Origin of the sequence: Clostridium magnum DSM 2767 (assembly GCF_001623875.1) — a bacterium.
GTDB lineage: Bacteria > Bacillota > Clostridia > Clostridiales > Clostridiaceae > Clostridium_AM > Clostridium_AM magnum.
In genome coordinates this window covers 974297-991021 of sequence record NZ_LWAE01000002.1, presented here as the reverse complement: position 1 = coordinate 991021, position 16725 = coordinate 974297, and the positions used below count along the sequence as shown (strand labels likewise).

At 31.8% G+C, this 16725-nt stretch carries 21 protein-coding genes; 7 read left to right on the top strand and 14 right to left on the bottom strand.

The features are described from left to right. Positions 1-12: 12 nt before the first annotated feature. The 6 genes from CLMAG_RS12030 to CLMAG_RS12010 form a co-directional block, all read right to left on the bottom strand. Positions 13-300 (bottom strand): ArsR/SmtB family transcription factor, encoded by a 288-nt coding sequence (locus CLMAG_RS12030; protein WP_066622360.1) that lies wholly within the window; start codon positions 298-300, stop codon positions 13-15. Between the two features lie 81 nt (positions 301-381). Beyond that, on the bottom strand, positions 382-738 hold the full coding sequence (locus CLMAG_RS12025; protein ID WP_066622358.1) for a C-GCAxxG-C-C family (seleno)protein: 357 nt from the start codon (positions 736-738) through the stop codon (positions 382-384). A gap of 52 nt (positions 739-790) precedes the next feature. Then, entirely contained in the window at positions 791-1111 is a 321-nt protein-coding gene (locus tag CLMAG_RS12020) for a rhodanese-like domain-containing protein (protein ID WP_066622356.1), read from the bottom strand. A 223-nt stretch (positions 1112-1334) separates the two neighbouring features. Further along, the gene (locus CLMAG_RS34720) at positions 1335-1634 is read right to left on the bottom strand and encodes an iron-sulfur cluster assembly accessory protein (protein ID WP_341420319.1); all 300 of its coding nucleotides are present in this window, start codon (positions 1632-1634) and stop codon (positions 1335-1337) included. An 11-nt stretch (positions 1635-1645) separates the two neighbouring features. Beyond that, the gene (gene trxA, locus CLMAG_RS12015; protein WP_066622354.1) at positions 1646-1966 is read right to left on the bottom strand and encodes a thioredoxin; all 321 of its coding nucleotides are present in this window, start codon (positions 1964-1966) and stop codon (positions 1646-1648) included. A gap of 257 nt (positions 1967-2223) precedes the next feature. Then, positions 2224-2736 carry a hypothetical protein gene (locus CLMAG_RS12010; protein WP_066622352.1) on the bottom strand — a complete coding sequence of 171 codons (513 nt, stop codon included), beginning with the start codon at positions 2734-2736 and terminating at the stop codon, positions 2224-2226. A gap of 243 nt (positions 2737-2979) precedes the next feature. Here CLMAG_RS12010 and CLMAG_RS12005 point away from each other — a divergent pair, with 243 nt between their 5' ends. From CLMAG_RS12005 to CLMAG_RS11980, 6 genes are all read left to right on the top strand, one after another. Then, positions 2980-3672: a response regulator transcription factor gene (locus CLMAG_RS12005; protein WP_066622350.1), complete on the top strand. Its 693-nt coding sequence runs from the start codon at positions 2980-2982 to the stop codon at positions 3670-3672. Beyond that, positions 3665-5452, top strand: a complete 1788-nt coding sequence (locus CLMAG_RS12000; protein ID WP_066622347.1) for an ATP-binding protein — start codon at positions 3665-3667, stop codon at positions 5450-5452. Before CLMAG_RS12005 ends, CLMAG_RS12000 begins: the two co-directional genes overlap by 8 nt. A gap of 125 nt (positions 5453-5577) precedes the next feature. Then, complete coding sequence (locus CLMAG_RS11995; protein WP_066622345.1) at positions 5578-5952, top strand: SHOCT domain-containing protein; 375 nt, start codon at positions 5578-5580, stop codon at positions 5950-5952. A gap of 2 nt (positions 5953-5954) precedes the next feature. Continuing rightward, positions 5955-7325 (top strand): 4Fe-4S binding protein, encoded by a 1371-nt coding sequence (locus CLMAG_RS11990; RefSeq protein ID WP_066622344.1) that lies wholly within the window; start codon positions 5955-5957, stop codon positions 7323-7325. Positions 7326-7351: 26 nt separating this feature from the next. Further along, on the top strand, positions 7352-8476 hold the full coding sequence (locus CLMAG_RS11985) for a 4Fe-4S binding protein (protein WP_066622343.1): 1125 nt from the start codon (positions 7352-7354) through the stop codon (positions 8474-8476). Positions 8477-8672: 196 nt separating this feature from the next. After that, complete coding sequence (locus CLMAG_RS11980; RefSeq protein ID WP_066622341.1) at positions 8673-8894, top strand: hypothetical protein; 222 nt, start codon at positions 8673-8675, stop codon at positions 8892-8894. Positions 8895-8939: 45 nt separating this feature from the next. Here CLMAG_RS11980 and CLMAG_RS11975 read toward each other — a convergent pair whose 3' ends face one another. Next, positions 8940-10130 carry an MFS transporter gene (locus tag CLMAG_RS11975; RefSeq protein ID WP_066622339.1) on the bottom strand — a complete coding sequence of 397 codons (1191 nt, stop codon included), beginning with the start codon at positions 10128-10130 and terminating at the stop codon, positions 8940-8942. 15 nt (positions 10131-10145) lie between these two features. Then, positions 10146-10490 carry a PadR family transcriptional regulator gene (locus CLMAG_RS11970; protein ID WP_066622333.1) on the bottom strand — a complete coding sequence of 115 codons (345 nt, stop codon included), beginning with the start codon at positions 10488-10490 and terminating at the stop codon, positions 10146-10148. A 299-nt stretch (positions 10491-10789) separates the two neighbouring features. On the opposite strand from CLMAG_RS11970, the gene CLMAG_RS11965 reads away from it, so the two are divergent. Next, positions 10790-11437 (top strand): 4Fe-4S binding protein, encoded by a 648-nt coding sequence (locus CLMAG_RS11965; RefSeq protein WP_066622331.1) that lies wholly within the window; start codon positions 10790-10792, stop codon positions 11435-11437. 274 nt (positions 11438-11711) lie between these two features. Here the strand turns inward: CLMAG_RS11965 and CLMAG_RS11960 are convergent, their stop codons facing one another. The 6 genes from CLMAG_RS11960 to CLMAG_RS11935 all read right to left on the bottom strand — a co-directional run bounded on the left by CLMAG_RS11960 (position 11712) and on the right by CLMAG_RS11935 (position 16545). Then, complete coding sequence (locus CLMAG_RS11960) at positions 11712-12821, bottom strand: iron ABC transporter substrate-binding protein (RefSeq protein ID WP_066622329.1); 1110 nt, start codon at positions 12819-12821, stop codon at positions 11712-11714. A 77-nt stretch (positions 12822-12898) separates the two neighbouring features. After that, the gene (locus CLMAG_RS11955) at positions 12899-13651 is read right to left on the bottom strand and encodes an ABC transporter ATP-binding protein (RefSeq protein ID WP_066622323.1); all 753 of its coding nucleotides are present in this window, start codon (positions 13649-13651) and stop codon (positions 12899-12901) included. After that, positions 13648-14709, bottom strand: coding sequence for a FecCD family ABC transporter permease (locus tag CLMAG_RS11950; RefSeq protein WP_066622320.1), 1062 nt, complete (start codon positions 14707-14709; stop codon positions 13648-13650). Before CLMAG_RS11950 ends, CLMAG_RS11955 begins: the two co-directional genes overlap by 4 nt. Before the next feature lie 104 nt (positions 14710-14813). Beyond that, the gene (locus tag CLMAG_RS11945; RefSeq protein ID WP_066622319.1) at positions 14814-15632 is read right to left on the bottom strand and encodes a class I SAM-dependent methyltransferase; all 819 of its coding nucleotides are present in this window, start codon (positions 15630-15632) and stop codon (positions 14814-14816) included. Positions 15633-15634: 2 nt separating this feature from the next. Next, positions 15635-16159, bottom strand: coding sequence for an FmdE family protein (locus tag CLMAG_RS11940; RefSeq protein WP_066622318.1), 525 nt, complete (start codon positions 16157-16159; stop codon positions 15635-15637). Between the two features lie 26 nt (positions 16160-16185). Next, positions 16186-16545, bottom strand: a complete 360-nt coding sequence (locus CLMAG_RS11935) for a DUF8180 domain-containing protein (protein ID WP_066622317.1) — start codon at positions 16543-16545, stop codon at positions 16186-16188. Positions 16546-16725: the final 180 nt, after the last annotated feature.

The following is a 16725-nucleotide window of genomic DNA, read 5'->3' as shown; positions in this document are numbered from 1 at the left end:
TATTATAATAATCTATTCTTCTCCGCTTAAAAGCATATTGATTAGTTCAGCTGCTTTTTCATTACAAACTCTATAATATATCTCAAGACCACTTCTTCTACCTTCAATTATTCCCGCAGTTCTAAGTTTTTGTAGATTCTGAGAAATAGTTGACTGAGGAGCATTTAAACAGTTTTGCATATGACTAACATTACATTCTCCATTATCTAACAAACCCTTTACTATACAGATTCTTACTGGATGTGCTAGTACTTTAAGTGTTTCTGCCGTTTGAATATATTTACTAATATCCTTATCCATAGTTTTTTCCTCCTCTTTAGAAGCTTTGTATAATCGTAATATCTATATATAGCGATATAATAACTAAAAGAAAACTATCCTTTAAAGTATCTTATTTAAAGTTTCATATGTGTAATCTATAATTTCAGCACAACTAACACCATTTTTCTTTAAATCCCTGCAAAGTTCTGTTCCATATTTTTCTTTTATGTTCATCATTAACTCTTTTGTATACTTTCTAGCCTCATTTGTTTCATCATTGCTTTCTCTTCCCTTTAATGAGCCTACTATTACTGCTGCTGCTCCTACCGCTCCGCATAAACTTCCTACCGTATACCCAGTCCCCATACTGCTTCCGAGACCTACTGGTATATTAGTATTATGCTCTTCATTGTAGCTTTTTATTATAGCCTCACCACATGTATATCCTTGTTTATGATATTCTGATGCTTTTGTCATATTAACAACTCCTCAAATTACATTTTAAATTTATTAAATATCTTTATAATTATTATCTTGCTAGTGCTCCTGTATAACTGCCAGTTCCTCCAGATACATTTACTATATTAAAACCCATGGCTTTTAACTTTCTAGAGGTACTTGTGCTTCTTCCACCAGACTGGCAAATTATATAATATTCCTTATCCTTATTTAAATACTTATCTGGTTCTGATAGTATTTTACTCATAGGAATATTCTTAGCTTTTGGTAAATGACCATTCTTATATTCATAAGTTTCCCTTATATCTATTAAATTTATTCTCCCTAATAAATCCTTTAACTCATTAACATTTATTGAATTTACTTTACTTCTAGTGAAAAATGAAAACATATAAATCATCATCCTTTTTATTTATAATCTTTAGAATTAGTTACAATATAACTCTTAATCACTATATCTATATATTACGATATATAGATATTCAAGTCAATAGTTTTTTGTATTTACCATTAAAATATTAAAACCTCTATGCTTAGCATTATTACCAAAACAAATAGATAATCAATCTACATTCTTCACTGTTTATTGATGTTGCACTTTACTTTTTCATCTATTAACAAGATGAAGAACTTCCTCCACTTACAGAAAATCCTCGATTAAAGAAGTTATTTGAATAATCAATAACTATACCATTTACATATGGTTCAAGCATGGAATCATAAACAACTTTTATATCTCCTACTTGTACAACTACATCGTCATCATTCTTTAACTCATCCAGAGTTACTCCTAATTTAGGGCCTCCTCAGCCATAACCTGCAAAGGTTACCCTTAACATTATTTTTTCAGGACTATTAGCTTTTTGTACAGCTTCATTTAATTTTTCAGTTGCCTTCTTAGTGATATTGATCATTTAAATTTCACCTACCTTGAATATTGATCTAATTTTGACTTTAATACTTCTTTAGGTTGAAAACCTACCATTTTGTCAACGGCTTCACCATTTTTAAAAATCATTAATGTTGGTACAGCCATAACGCCATATTTTTGAGATAAATCGCTGCTTGTATCTATATCAACCTTAAATACTTTAGTTTTTCCCTCCATTTCAATGCTTAATTCCTCCAAAACTGGAGCAACCATTTTACATGGGCCACACCACTGTGCAAAGAAATCTACTAACACTGGTTCACCACTATTTAAGACATTCTCTTGAAATTCATTACTATTTATTACTTTACTCATAATTCCCTCCTATTTTTATATTTAATTGTATATTTATTTCATTATTGTTTTTAAATTAAAATGATAATATTTTACTACCTAACTAATATAAAAATTTTAAGATAACTACAGTAGGAATATTTTACCCCTACCCCCCATGGGTATATCTTTGATATAATTATATCAATTCAATTGTAAATGTCAAGCTTTTTAATTACCAAATTATTACGCCAAGCAAAGAAGAATGGACTACTAAATTCCATTCTCCTTTATTCTTATTACTCTACATTATTATTTGTATAGCAGTTTCCTGTTCCCCTAGCTCCATGACCCATTTGGCCTTTTCCTCTTCCTCCATTACCCATTCTTTCACCTGGAATTCCAGTGCAACTTTCTAGATTATTCTTCAATGTTTCTTTCATTGCGACTCCTTCTTCTTTAGTTACTTTTCCATCTGCAACAGCCTTATCTACAGCTTTATTTCTTTCCTCAAGCAATGCTGCTTTAAATTGTTCTTCTGTCATGCCTTTTTCCTTTGCTAAATCATACATGGTCTTTCCTGAGTTAAGTCCATCTGTTATTTCTTTATCTGTCATTCCAAGATTATTTTTCAAAATTGACTGTACGTAATCATATCCTCTTGTACCTGTAACCCTTGCAAGTCCAACCCTTTGGTGAGTGCTAATAGTGTTGTTAGTTCCATTAGTTGATCCTGTACTTGCATATGCTGTTGCTCCTATACCTACTGCGATAGTCATTGTTAAAGCTATGATTAAATTTTTGTTTTTCATTTTAATTCCTCCGATATATTTAATTTGTACCTGTTGGGTACAATACAATAATAAAATAAATTTAGAATAAAAAAGTGTCCTAATTGTGTCATGTTTGTAAAAATGATGTTTATAATTCAATCACACTTTTATCACAATTTATTTTGATTTGCTTTATTTAAAAACTATATGGAGTCCACAATTATTTCACATTTACAAAGGTTAAGAATGCTATAATGATCTTGTCAAAAGGAAGGTGATACTGTGAATAAAAATATTTTGATAGCAGATGACAATATTGAAATTATAAAAATTCTTAAACCCTATATTGAAAAAGAAGGTTTTAGCATCATTACAGCATTAAATGGAAAAGATGCAATTGATAAATTTGAATTCTATAAACCTCAACTTGTTTTATTAGATATTATGATGCCAATACTAAATGGGATGGAAGTATGTAAATTAATTAGAAATCAATCCAATACTCCAATAATAATGATTACCGCTAAGAGTGAGGATGCTGATAAAATATTATCTCTGGATAACGGGGCTGATGACTATATTGTAAAGCCTTTTAGCCCTGGCGAAGTGGTTGCAAGAATAAAAGCAGTTCTTCGCAGAATACAGCCTTCAGAAAAAGCTTTACCTACTATAATTAAATATCCTCCTATTGAAATAGATATAAATAATTACTCCGTTAAGCTGGAAAACCAATTTATTAATTTAACTAAAAAAGAAATAGAAGTACTATGGCTCCTTGCAAGCTCTCCAAATACAGTTTTTTCAAGGGATTCTCTATTAGACAGCATTTGGGGAGTAGACTATTTTGGAGATCCCAGAACCGTTGATACCCACATTAAAAGAATAAGGTCAAAACTTAAATTAGATGGTCAATACTATTGGGATATTAAAACCATTTGGGGATTGGGCTATAAATTTGAGGTGAAAGATGTTTAAGAAAAGTATTACTTTAAAACTCACTTTTGGTTTTTTAACTATAGTTGTGATCTCTACACTTTTAATTGGGATTATTGCTTTGAGCATATTTAAAAATAACATATATGAAGTTAAGAGAAATAATATGAAAAAACATGCTCATGAGATTTCCGAGATTGTATCTCCCCTACTTCAAAAAAATGTTGCTTCAGATGATACCAAAAACATTGCAAACATTGTAGGATCCTTTCCAAATACAAAGACATGGATAGTTAACACTGAAAAAAATTTCTTAGTTATATCTAAAAATGAAAATAATATCTTTACTTCTATCGATACTTCAGCTGTAAAAGCTGCCTACAATTCACTTATAATAAGTGGACTAAAAGGCATTGAAAGCTCCGATGAATTGTTAAATCCATATTATCAAGAAGAAATGATGACAATATCGGTACCTATTAAGGACAGCACTGGCAATGTAATTGGAGTTGTACTTTTACATTCCTCTATTGCTGATCTTTCAAGTTCTATGGATAGCTTCTTTTTATATTTAATTTTAGCTCTTATCGGTGAAGTATTTATTGCTGGTTTTATGGGTTACTATTTTTCTAAAAGTATATCAAAACCAATTAAAAAGATAAACTCCACTGCACTTGAAATGGCAAGAGGCAACTATGGAATTAAAACAGAAGTTTATTCAGATGATGAAGTTGGTGAGCTAGCCTCTACCTTTGATTTAATGTCACTAAAGCTAAAGCATACAATTAGTAAGGTGACTGAAGAAAAAACAAAGCTTAGTAACATTATAACCAGCATGAGTGATGGTATCATTGCCTTAGATACTAATCTTGAGGTAATAAATATTAATGCTTCCGCTGCAAGACTTTTATACTGTAACGTAAGCAAATTAGATATTGATATTAAAACAGCACTAAGAGATTTAGATCTAGAAAGCTTTATAGAAGACTCCATGACTAATAATAGGAAGGAAGCTATTTCAAGGAAATTTCTTAATAAAACACTTAACTTTTCCTTATCGCCAATTAGCCTAGATTCAGATAAGGCTATTGGTATGGTAATCCTCATACAAGATATAAGTGAAAAAGAAGCTCTAGAACAGATGCGAAAAGATTTTGTGTCAAATGTATCTCATGAATTTAGAACACCGCTTACTATAATGAAAGGCAATCTAGAGTCTATAGTTGATGGTATGATTTCGCCTTCGGATGTTCCTGAAAGCTGCTCAACGCTGCTCAAAGAAACAAATAGATTGGAAAGAATGGTTAGAGATTTACTAGAGCTTAGTAAATTAGAATCTGGTAAAGTTCAGGCCAATTTTGATAAAGTTGATATAAACTCCTTTATTAAAGATATGTCTAGAACTGTAAAACCTCTAATTATGAATAAAAATATAGAATTAATTCTTGATTTAGGCAGTAACTTACCGCCCTTACTTAGTGACTACGATAAATTAAAGCAGCTATTTCTCATATTTTTAGATAATGCTATTAAATTTTCAGCTTTTAACAGTGAAATCAAAATTAAATCCACTTTAGATAATGACTCTATCCTCCTCCTTATCAGTGATAAAGGTGTCGGTATAGATTCCTGCAATATTGAACATTTAGGTGAAAGGTTTTATAAAGCTGATAGTTCAAGGAGTTCAGCAAACAACGGTACTGGTCTTGGGATTTCCATCGCTAAAAAGCTAATTGAACTTTTGCAGGGTGATTTTTCTATTGATAGTGAATTAAGCAAAGGCACAACTATAAAAATTCATCTACCAATTATGGAAAATTAAAAAATATAAAAGTCCACAATTATTTCACAACTTCGGATAATAGAGTTGCTATAATGAACTTGTAAACGAGGAAGAAGTTAATATGCAGTATGATTCAAATTACAAAAATATAAAGGAGTGAAATTATGAGATACGGTTACCATTTAGGATTAGGTCTTTATAGTCCCTATATTATGACTATAACAGTTATTCTAATTGCCTTAATTGTTTATTTAGCATCAAAACACAAACCAGTTCCCCCTACCAAATATTTTATTAAACTTTTAGATATCCTAAAGGGAAAGTATGCTGAAGGACTTATTACTTATGATGAATATGTTAAACGTAAAGTTATTATTGAAGAATGCGACTTTCAATCTCCATATTCCTTAATTCTTCTTGAAAGATATGCAAAATGTGAAATAGATACTACCGAATTATTCAATATTAAAGAAATTATTGAAGATGAAAATACTGATGCTCAAACTCGTGAAAATTTATCAAAAGGAGTGAATAAGTAATTATGAAAAATAAATTAGTTAAAAACCTTCGTTATGTTATATTAGCTGCTGTTCTTATTTTTGTTACTATACAATCCTACTTACATGCTACTATTGGCGGCAAAGACTACGCCTCAATCCATGCATTATGTCCCTACGGTGCACTAGAATCCTTGTATAGTCTAATCTTCAGCGGTACCTTTATTAAAAAGATTTTCTCTGGTACCTTCATTCTGCTCGGACTAACATTAATCCTTGCTCTTATATTTAGAAGAAGTTTCTGCGGTCTAATTTGTCCCTTTGGAACTATTCAAGAAATTTTTGGCACGCTTGGTAAAAAGCTTTTTAAGAAAAGATTTGAGTTACCTAAAAAAATAGACAACCCTCTAAGATATTTAAAGTATGTTATTCTCTTTGTAACTGTATACTATGGATGGAAAACTGCAGGATTATGGATGTCTCCTTATGATCCATGGGCTGCTTATGGACATGCAGGTGAAGGCATAACTTCCCTTATAGAAGAATTCCCAATTGGCTCTATATTATTAATAGTTACTATTATTGGTTCAATATTATATGATAGATTCTTCTGTAAATATCTTTGTCCTATGGGTGCCTTTTATGGAATATTATCAAAAGTAAGTCCTGGTAAAATTACTAGAGATGAAAATACCTGTGTAAACTGTGGATTATGTAACAAAAATTGTCCTGCTAACATTAAGGTTTCTGAAAGCAAAACAATTAAATCTGCTGAATGCCTAAATTGCCAAAGCTGTATACTATCTTGTCCAATGAAGGATACACTTAAATTTAAATTCTTTGGTAAAGGAATAACACCTTTAGCGGTTATAATTATTGTAGTTTCAATATTCTTTGGTGGCATTGCAATTACTAAGATAACCAATGTATATCAGACAACTCCAGCACCTATAACTTCTTCTACAACTCTTACTCCAGAAGAAATTAAAGGTTATATGACTATCCAAGATGCTGCTACAGCTTTAAAAATGGATATAAATGAATTATATAAAAAGTTAAATATACCTACCACAGTACCAAAGGATACTAAATTAAAAGAGGTTAAAAACTTTGTACCAGACTTTGAATTTGAAGACGCAAAAGAAAATTTAGAGACTACTAATGTACCTCAAACAACTAATGTACCTCAAACAACTCCAGCACCAGTTACTTCCTCCACAACTCTTAATTCAGAGGAAATCAAAGGTTCTATGACCATCCAAGAGGTTTCCACAGCTTTAAAAATAGATATAAGTGAATTATATAAAAAGTTAAATATACCTACTACAGTACCAAAGGATACCAAATTAAAAGATGTTAAAAACTTTGTACCAGATTTTGAAGTTGAAACAGCTAGAGAAAGTTTAAAGAAGTAGAAGATTTTTGAAAGGAATTATGTGCTATGAAGAATTCAAAATTAAGTGTCATTCTATTATTTTTTAGTACCATTACAATAATTGTTGCTCTTTCCTTCTTTATTTCACAACGTTTTGGAGGACATACAGAAAAACTGTATGTCCCAAAACAAATCATAGTAAGTGAAGATATGACAATAGCCACTATCGCTAGTAAAAACAGTCAGCAAGAGGAACTAATTCAAAATGCTTTAAAAATAAAGGACAGCAGTAGTAACGAAAAAACCTTGAAGGAACTTGGTATCAGTGAAACGGACGCAAGTTCAAAGATACAAAAGGCTTTAAACTTTAAGGCAGAGGAAGCTTCCAAAAATGTAGTATTAATTGTAGCAAAGTTTATCCTATGGGCAGTATTTATGACAGTTGCTTTTCTTTTATTGAGAAAAAACAAGATGTCACCTTCTTTAAGTAAATACATACTTCTATCTTCCACCTTAATATTTGGAGTAATACTGGGACCTGAACCAAATTCAATGTCAACAGTTAAAGATATGGTAAGTAATTTTGCAATAAAGGGAATTTTATTTCCACCTAGAATCATTGCTCTTCTTGTTTTTTTAGGAATTGTAGTTGCTGCAAACAAGTTTATTTGCGGATGGGCATGTCAGCTTGGTACTCTTCAGGATTTCATTTTTCGCCTAAATAGAGATTCAAAAGACAGAGAAGGAATATTTAAACAATATAAAATTCCATTTTATATTTCTAACACAATTCGAATTGTATTTTTCATTCTGTTTACTTTAGTTGCTTTCATATGGTCCTTTGACATTATTGAAGTAATTAATCCTTTTACTATATTTAAACCAGCAGCGTTAACAGCAATAGGTATTGTTTTTATATCTATCCTTCTAATAAGCAGTCTTTTCATTTACAGACCTTGGTGCCACCTGTTCTGTCCTTTTGGTCTTTTAGGATGGATTGTTGAAAAATTTAGCAAGTTTAGAATTAAAGTGGACTCTACCACATGTATAAACTGCAAAGAATGTACAGTAGCATGTCCTACTAATGCTATGAAAAGTATATTAAGTAAAGATAAAATTAAACCAGATTGCTTCTCCTGTGGAACCTGCATTAATGCCTGTCCTACAAAATCCATCACTTTTGATAAATGATAGATATTAAAGAAGATCAGGGAGTACTCACTACCAAACTCGAATTATTGTAGATTTTTCATGCTTATAGTATAATTCAAGTATAAAATATTGCAACAAATGAATACGACTTACTTTAAACAAACTCTGTTATTAATTTAACTTTTGAAAATTAATAGTTTAGTAATACTAAACCTAAGAGGAGCGTGCGTTATCAATGATTGATTTTGAGAAAATGAGTATTGAAGAGTTAGAAAAAAGACTTGTAAAACTTAAGGACTCCCTTGAAGATATAGAGCAGGAAAGATCAATTGTACTAAGCCAAACAGGCATTCATCTTCCTGGTGTTACAGTAAAAAAATTCGAAATTGAAATAGGTGAAATAACCGAATCTATCAATGAGTTAGAAGAATTGTTGCAAAAAAAACGTACTATATAATTATAAAGGAGAATGGACTACTTAATCCATTCTCCTTTATAATTATTACATTTGTTGTGATTGTCGTTGCAATCGAGCAGCCGGTCGACTTTTCATGAAAATACCGGTTAAACCAGCGATTATTGGCAATATGAATAATATCCTTACTGCAGCAGTCAGTCCGAAAACATCTCCAATATGGCCTATTACAATGACAGCTAGTCCTCCTAATCCGTTAGCAAACCCCATTGTTAATCCTGCGGCTAATGCTTTATTTTCTGGTATGGCTTCTTGTGCTGCTACGACAGTTACAGAAAAACTTGCTAAGAGTGCTGACCCGGCTAGTGCCAAAAATATTGTACTCAGTATGCCCTTTGTTAGTAGAAAAGCAAAAAATAGTGGTGTTGAAAACACAAGTGAACCAATAATAAGTTGCTTTCGCCCAAAGTAATCTGATATAAACCCACCGATGATACCGCCAAACGCACCAGCTGCAAGCATAATAGTAACGAGATAACTTGCTTGAATGTTTGACAAATTTTTATATTTAAAATAGAGAGGAAGTATCGTCAACAACCCAGTATATGCTAAGGAACGAATAGCAATTACACTAACAATGGCAATAAGTTCTTTTGCAGATTCTTTAAGGCTTTTAAAAACAGCACTGAGTGTTGGAGGGGCACCCTTTAATACTTGATCTCTTGGTGAAAAAAGGAATAATAAAAATGATACAATTATGCCTGGAATAATGGTAACAACAGTCGCTTTTAATCCGTAAGCTTGGAACAAAGGAACTAATAAAAGTGGACTTAATGCAAAGCCAAAATTTCCGAAAGCAACAAAAACAGAAAGCAATACTGCTTTACGATCCCTGCTTAAAACATTGACCATTGTGGAGGCTTGAGGATGGAAGACTGCAGTACCAAGCCCAGCTAAAGCCGCAAGTACAACAAGTAGTAAATAATTGTGTACAAGTCCTGTTAAGCTTAACATGGTTGCCATCCACAGAGTACCAATATAAGCCAACCAACGCTTTCCTTGCCTATCCATAAAATATCCAAACAATGGTTGAGTAAGTGAGGATGTAATTGAAAAAGCTGAAACAATAATCGCCCCTCTTGTCGCAGTGAAACCGGGATATAAAACGACTAAAAATGGTAGCATTTGAGGCAAATAATTACTATAGAGGTCATTCAGTAAATGTGCCAGAGAGATTACAGCTATTTTAGAATATTGTATTTTAGGTTTACTTTCCATATGAAATCTCCTTTTTTACTTATTGGAATCAAGTTTTGCCGAATGATACTTTGAGAGAAAATATTCAAAATTAGCATGACGCTTTCGGATATCTTCCGCAAACTCATCCAGCATTTCTAAACCTTTTTTCGTAATGTTATACCACTTGACAGGCTTACCGGTTTCTTTTGTTTCCCAAGTTGTTTCTAGCAATCCATCGCTTTCCATATCTTTTAAACTACGATAAATCATTGCACTGTCAGAAAAACAATAAGGGAGCTCATTTTCTAATCTTTTCATAAGCATTCCACCGTAGGCGGGAGCATATGCTAATTGAAGCAGTAAAAAAGCAGGTGTGTGACGACCATATCGCTTAGCCATTAGAAATACCTTCTTTCTTTTTAGTTTACCAATACTGTTATATACACTATACTGTTTATAACAGTATTATAATTCCATTATATCTTACATGTTTCAATAGTCAAAGGTATTTTTTAAAATCCTTATATCGTAATATTGCGATATAAGGATTTATAGTGAGATATAAGAATCTATATTAAGAAAAACCCTTATAAATAGCAATAAAGGTCCTCTTTCAAATTGACACATAAAAAGTACTATAATATAATAATGACATACCCCCACGGGGTACATGTTAATTATATTATGGAGGTTTTTTTATGAAATCTATTTTGAATTATTGGAAGAAATATTCTTATATACTTTTAATTACTTTTATCATCATAGGGCTTTTTGATTTTAGGATTGGATTAATTGCAACACTGTGTATGTTTGCTCCCATTGTTGTTTCATTCTTTAAGGGAAGATTCTGGTGTGGAAATCTATGTCCAAGAGGGAGCTTTTATGATAATATAGTATCTAAATTTAGCAAAAAGAAAAAAGTACCTAAATTCCTTAAATCATCTTATTTTAGAGTTTTTATTGTAATTCTAATGCTTACTATGTTTACAACTGGTATGGTGAAAAACTGGGGTAACCTTTATGCAATGGGCTTTATAATTTATAGATTAATAGTTGTAACTACTATAATTGGAATAACATTATCCTTATTTTACAACGAAAGAACTTGGTGTAATTTCTGTCCTATGGGAAGTATAGCCGCTTTTATTTCACGATTTAACAATAAGAAAAATGGTGATTCATTATTAAAGGTTAATACAAGTTGTGTATCCTGTAAGATATGCGAAAAGAGCTGTCCAATGGGCATTACTCCTTATGAATATAAGGATGATTCAATAAATCACCACGACTGTATCCAGTGCAGCAGATGTGTTTATAAGTGTCCTAAGAAATCTATAAAGTATTAGAATATAGTATTTTAATATAACAAAAACCTATGATGATTATAATTTAAAACTGCATCCTACCAAGTAGACTAGGTGCAGTTGTGATTATAATTTATCATAGGTTTTTACATTTAATCGCCACCACCTTTATATTTACTGTTATATAATAATCATTACTCATCAAACACTTTTTATATTTCTTAATATTCTGATATATTTTCATTTTCCACATCCAAATTAGTTAAACACCCTATATGACATGCTTTTTTTCTGTCATATAGAATACATTTTAAAATTACCTCAGTGTTATCTTTTTAAATCCCCCAAAGTTCTTTGCCATTTCTGAGTAAAGATCCTTTCCAAGAAAAGCTTTATAAATCTCATCAGCCTTTTTCTCTGGCTCAATATCCTTAAACTTTTCAGGATAAAGAACCTTTCCAAGATAGTAAGCATCTGCTATAGCAGTCTCAATGTTGGTAGTATAAAAATTATATGGCATTTGTGAATATAACTCTCCATTTTTAACTGCAGAAAGATTATTATAATAATTTGGATTCTTTTTATAATCCTCCTGTACTACCTGTAAGCCTCCCTCATCTATAAAAATCTTATCTGGATTCCATTTAAGTAACTTTTCCTTATCTATCATAATAGAACCTGTCTTTCCTGTCTCATCCACTACATTCTTTCCATGTACAGCCTTAAACAGAGAATAATTCCCCTGAGTACTTTCAATACCATGGGAGCCTTTCGCACTGAGTGCTCCAGCATATGTACTTGGTTTTTCATTTTCAGCAATATCTTTAGTTCTCTTATCTAGATCATTTTTACAACTTTTTATATAATTAACTACTTCCTGCACCCTGCTTTCGCTGCCGGTTACTTCACCTATCATTTCCAGAGAATTATCTACATTAGGGTCAAAGGTAGATTCTTTTCCATAACTTAATACTACAACCGGTATATTAGTTTTTGATTGTAACTCATCAGCAGAAGCCTTATCTGTAGAATAAGTAGTAAAAATTACATCTGGCTTAACAGAAAGTATTTTTTCAGGGTCAGGTGCATTATTAGGACCTCCAGGACCAATAGCTGTAAGCTTTGCAATATCTGGATTTGTCATCATATATGGTTTACCTATAAGACTACCTTTTTCCGTCTGCTCTACACCTGCTAAATATTTTGAGCCATTTACATAGCAATAAAGTCTCAATGCTCCAGGTCCAATTGCTACTACTTTACTTGCCTTTGAATTTAAGGTAACTTCCCTTCCCACTAAGTCTTTTACAGTTATCTTTTCAGATTTTGAAGCGGTCGTTTCAGTAGTTTTAGAGGAACAACCTCCAAATAAAAATGTCATTGTAAACATTATTACAAGCAATAAGCTTGAAAACTTTCTACGCACAATTATTTCCCCCTAATTTAATAAATTTTCTTTCAACGCATTAGATTCTATATACTATTACTTTCTATAATTTATATCTATAGTGGTACAACCACTAGGTTATCCCTACATCTCTCAATTGCTACAGGAACAGAATAAACACTTTCAATATTTTCAGAAGTCATAACCTCTTGTCCGCCAACGGCAAAAATATTTTCATCCTTCAAAAGAACAAACTTATCAGCAAATCTTATAGCAAGGTTCAAATCGTGCACTATCATTACAGCAGCAATTTGCTGCTTCTTAACTATCTCCCTTATAATTCTTATTACTTCAAGTTGATTTTTTAAGTCTAAATTACTTGTAGGCTCATCTAAAAGAAGTACATCTGGTTCCTGTGCAAGAGCTCTTGCGATTACAACCTTCTGTAATTCTCCTCCACTTAACTCGTCTAAATATCTTAGAGAGTACTTTTCAAGTTCAAGCATTTTAATAGCATTATTAGCTATTTCAATATCCTCTTCTGTAATATTCCATTTAATATAAGGTTTTCTTCCCAGAAGCACCGAATCAAAAACAGTAGTTCTTATACTCATCTGTTGTTGTGCAACATAACCTATCCTTTGAGCAAGCTTTACAGGATTAAGCTTGAAAACTTCATCCTTTCCAACTACCACAGTACCAGCTTGTACTTTTAATATTTTATTTATACATTTAAGAAGAGTAGATTTTCCCGCTCCATTTGTACCTAAAATTGCAACGCATTCTCCCTTTTCTATGGAAAAATTAATATCTCTTAGAATAGATCTGCTTGGATATTTAAAGCTTAATCCCTTTACTGATAAAATCATTTTCTCTTATACCCCCTCATCAGCAAATATAAAAACATCGGTGCACCAAGGAATGATGTAATAGCTCCTACTGGAAGTATTACAGGTGATATTACAGTTCTTGCAAAGGTATCAGAAATAAGAAGCAGCAATGATCCCATAAGTGCAGAGGACGGAATTAAGAAACGATGATCACCACCAATAATTCTTCTCATTATCTGAGGACCTATCAATCCTATAAATCCAATAATACCAAGAAATGAAACTGCAGCCGCAGTAATTAAAGAAGAAACAAATAATCCCCCAAACCTTACTTGCTGTACATTTACACCAAGACTTTTTGCTGCTTCTTCTCCACTGTCCATAGCATTGTAATCCCACTGTCTTATTATGAAATAAACAGTTGAAGCTATAATCAGAATTGCCATTATAGTTACTTCTCTCCAGGAAGCACGTCCAAGATCTCCAAAGGCCCAGAAAACAACGGCAGCTACCTGCACGTCTTGAGCAAAGTATTGAACAAGTGTACTACCTGCTGAAAAAAGGGATCCTATAGCTACACCGGCAAGAAGCACAGCCTCTGATGAAAGGGATCTAAGCGTTGCAATCATTAAAATAATAAAAGTTGCTACCATTGAAAAGCCAAAGGCACAAATAGTAACTATATATGGATTATTTATAAGAACTGCATCTGCACTACTGCTTTTTATACTTCCTGCTCCAAACACTATAATAGCAAGATTTGCACCAAAAGCCGCCGCACTGGATATTCCCAAGGTTGATGGTGATGCCAGAGGATTTCTTAAATTGCTTTGCATTACACAACCCGCAACAGATAAACCTGCCCCTGCTATAATCGCAGCCATAACTCTCGGAAGACGTATATTCCATATTACTAAATTTGATAGCTCAGTTCCTTTCCCCAAAATAGCCATTATTACTTGATAAGGTTTTATATTTGAAGAGCCAGCACATATTGAAAATATAGAAAAAACTATAATTAACAATATAACCAAAGAAATTACAATCTTTTTTCTCCCTGTATATTCCTTATAACTTTGATTTATCTCTAAGTTCAATTTTCATCAATTCCTTTACTTGTTTTATACAATAACTACTGGTACTAATACTTAAATCTAGGAATAAGAACTCCATTAGATTTAAGTATCGCTCCATATATATGCTATTTTTTCCAGAAAAGCCATGCTACTTTAGAAGTTATTTTTTCCTGTACCATACCATTTACCGCTTTATTTTCTAAGTAATTTTTAATAGCAGCTTTATCTTCTCTTGTTAAAAGTTTTTTTCTTTCAAAATGAATTACAAATTCTTGATAAAATTTATCTACAGACTTATATCTCTCCCAGTTAGAATCTTTATAGCTTATCTTTGGATAGTAACCCATGTTCCATAATATATTAAAAGCATTATATATTTTGTTTCCATGAGGATTATTACTATGGGAATCTAAAATTATTTCTGAAAGTTCATCCTTTAAACTGTCCTTTCTTTCTACAAACCCACTTAGAAAATATAAGTTTGTTCCACAAGCTATCATTTTCATAAGATCTTCATAGCTATCTACAGCTGGTGTCATAGATGCAAAAACTAAATCAAACTTTTCTTTCCATTGAAATTCTTTTAAATTTAATTCTGACCAAGGTTTTTTTACAAAAGTTATATTACCTCTATTTTTAGCTTCTGCGTTTTTTTCTGCATATTCCAGCATGTTTTTAGAAATATCTGTACCGGCAACATAATCAGCTATTCCTGAAAATTGTATAGAATAGAAGCCTGTGCCGCATCCTATATCTAATACATTCTTAAATTTTGCATCTTGTTCTACTTCAATAAAATCTAATATAGAGAAAAAATCCCTGTTTTCTTTTTCTTCTATATCCCTTCTATTAAACTCCTCAGCTCTTTCATTCCAAAATTTCTCTTCTACACTATAATACTTTGTTGAATTTCTCCATAAATCAGAAAAATATTTCATATCCATAATTAGAAACCCCTTGAATATTCCTTAAAACAATCTCCACATACATTTTTGCCATCCATTATTCTTATCTTGCACTCAGCAGTACTTTCTCCACAAGATTCGCAAGCTATACTATTAAACAATCTAGCATTCTCCGGCACAGTAAAGTTTGGCTTTTTAAAATCAAATAATTCTTCATAGGGTGCATCAAGCATATATTCCATATCCTTTTGTCTATCACCACTTCTATTCCATGGCTTTAAAACTATTCTTAAAGCTTCACCGCTTTTTCTACTAAAAAATGTAAAAGCCATCTTACCAGCATCTTTATATATCAAATTACCTTTACCCATAGAACAACCTGTTATAACCTGTACTGCATCAACACCACAAGCATCGTTTTCAGTTACACAAGCAACTTCTTCATCTTTAGAAAAAGATAATCCCATCTTTTCTCTAGCTGCCTCACTAGCCTTAAAGCCTATTGCTAACCCTGGACATTCATGTCCGTGAAACTCCACACATTTTTTCCATAATTCTTTATTCATAATATTTCCTCCTCAAGCTTTTTATGTTACATATTTTCCTTTGCTTCCATAAGCATTTTATCTGCTTCTTGCATAAATTCTACAGCTTTTTGTATAAATTCTGCAGTTTCTAATTTTCCCATTGATATTGCTTTTTTAACCCATTCTTTAAATCCATCCTCATGAGACTCATTATGTTCAACCCAATGATCTAATAGAATTCTTAAAGTTTCCTCATCTTTACTTAGATCTGATTTGCAATCACAATCTGCTGATACTTCATGTGCATGACTATGACCACGATGAACATGATTATGTCCACTATGTTCATGCGAATGTTCGCAGCCATCATGATTATGATCATGTCCGTGATAATATTTGTATTCATTTTTTTCATTGTAAATCATAAAAACTCCTCCGTTTTTTTCTTTGTTATAATAAAATCTCTTAATTTAGATATAAGCATTTTTCATGCCAATTACAAAAACTTGAAAAATACTTGTTATTTTGCACTCTTGTATCACAATGATAATTCATATAGTTTCATAATGATAATTAATGAATTATATTATCATTATGAAACTATA

Excerpts from the sequence above, each read along its gene's own strand:
- CLMAG_RS12000 (WP_066622347.1), top strand. The coding sequence starts at position 3,665 with ATGTTTAAGAAAAGTATTACTTTAAAACTCACTTTTGGTTTTTTAACT.
- CLMAG_RS11935 (WP_066622317.1), bottom strand. The coding sequence starts at position 16,545 with ATGATTTACAATGAAAAAAATGAATACAAATATTATCACGGACATGAT.
- CLMAG_RS11965 (WP_066622331.1), top strand. The coding sequence starts at position 10,790 with ATGAAATCTATTTTGAATTATTGGAAGAAATATTCTTATATACTTTTA.
- CLMAG_RS11945 (WP_066622319.1), bottom strand. The coding sequence starts at position 15,632 with ATGGATATGAAATATTTTTCTGATTTATGGAGAAATTCAACAAAGTAT.
- CLMAG_RS12010 (WP_066622352.1), bottom strand. The coding sequence starts at position 2,736 with ATGAAAAACAAAAATTTAATCATAGCTTTAACAATGACTATCGCAGTA.
- CLMAG_RS11955 (WP_066622323.1), bottom strand. The coding sequence starts at position 13,651 with ATGATTTTATCAGTAAAGGGATTAAGCTTTAAATATCCAAGCAGATCT.
- CLMAG_RS11975 (WP_066622339.1), bottom strand. The coding sequence starts at position 10,130 with ATGGAAAGTAAACCTAAAATACAATATTCTAAAATAGCTGTAATCTCT.
- CLMAG_RS11940 (WP_066622318.1), bottom strand. The coding sequence starts at position 16,159 with ATGAATAAAGAATTATGGAAAAAATGTGTGGAGTTTCACGGACATGAA.
- CLMAG_RS11985 (WP_066622343.1), top strand. The coding sequence starts at position 7,352 with ATGAAGAATTCAAAATTAAGTGTCATTCTATTATTTTTTAGTACCATT.
- CLMAG_RS11990 (WP_066622344.1), top strand. The coding sequence starts at position 5,955 with ATGAAAAATAAATTAGTTAAAAACCTTCGTTATGTTATATTAGCTGCT.
- CLMAG_RS11980 (WP_066622341.1), top strand. The coding sequence starts at position 8,673 with ATGATTGATTTTGAGAAAATGAGTATTGAAGAGTTAGAAAAAAGACTT.
- CLMAG_RS11970 (WP_066622333.1), bottom strand. The coding sequence starts at position 10,490 with ATGGCTAAGCGATATGGTCGTCACACACCTGCTTTTTTACTGCTTCAA.
- CLMAG_RS12025 (WP_066622358.1), bottom strand. The coding sequence starts at position 738 with ATGACAAAAGCATCAGAATATCATAAACAAGGATATACATGTGGTGAG.
- CLMAG_RS12030 (WP_066622360.1), bottom strand. The coding sequence starts at position 300 with ATGGATAAGGATATTAGTAAATATATTCAAACGGCAGAAACACTTAAA.
- CLMAG_RS12020 (WP_066622356.1), bottom strand. The coding sequence starts at position 1,111 with ATGTTTTCATTTTTCACTAGAAGTAAAGTAAATTCAATAAATGTTAAT.
- trxA (WP_066622354.1), bottom strand. The coding sequence starts at position 1,966 with ATGAGTAAAGTAATAAATAGTAATGAATTTCAAGAGAATGTCTTAAAT.
- CLMAG_RS11995 (WP_066622345.1), top strand. The coding sequence starts at position 5,578 with ATGAGATACGGTTACCATTTAGGATTAGGTCTTTATAGTCCCTATATT.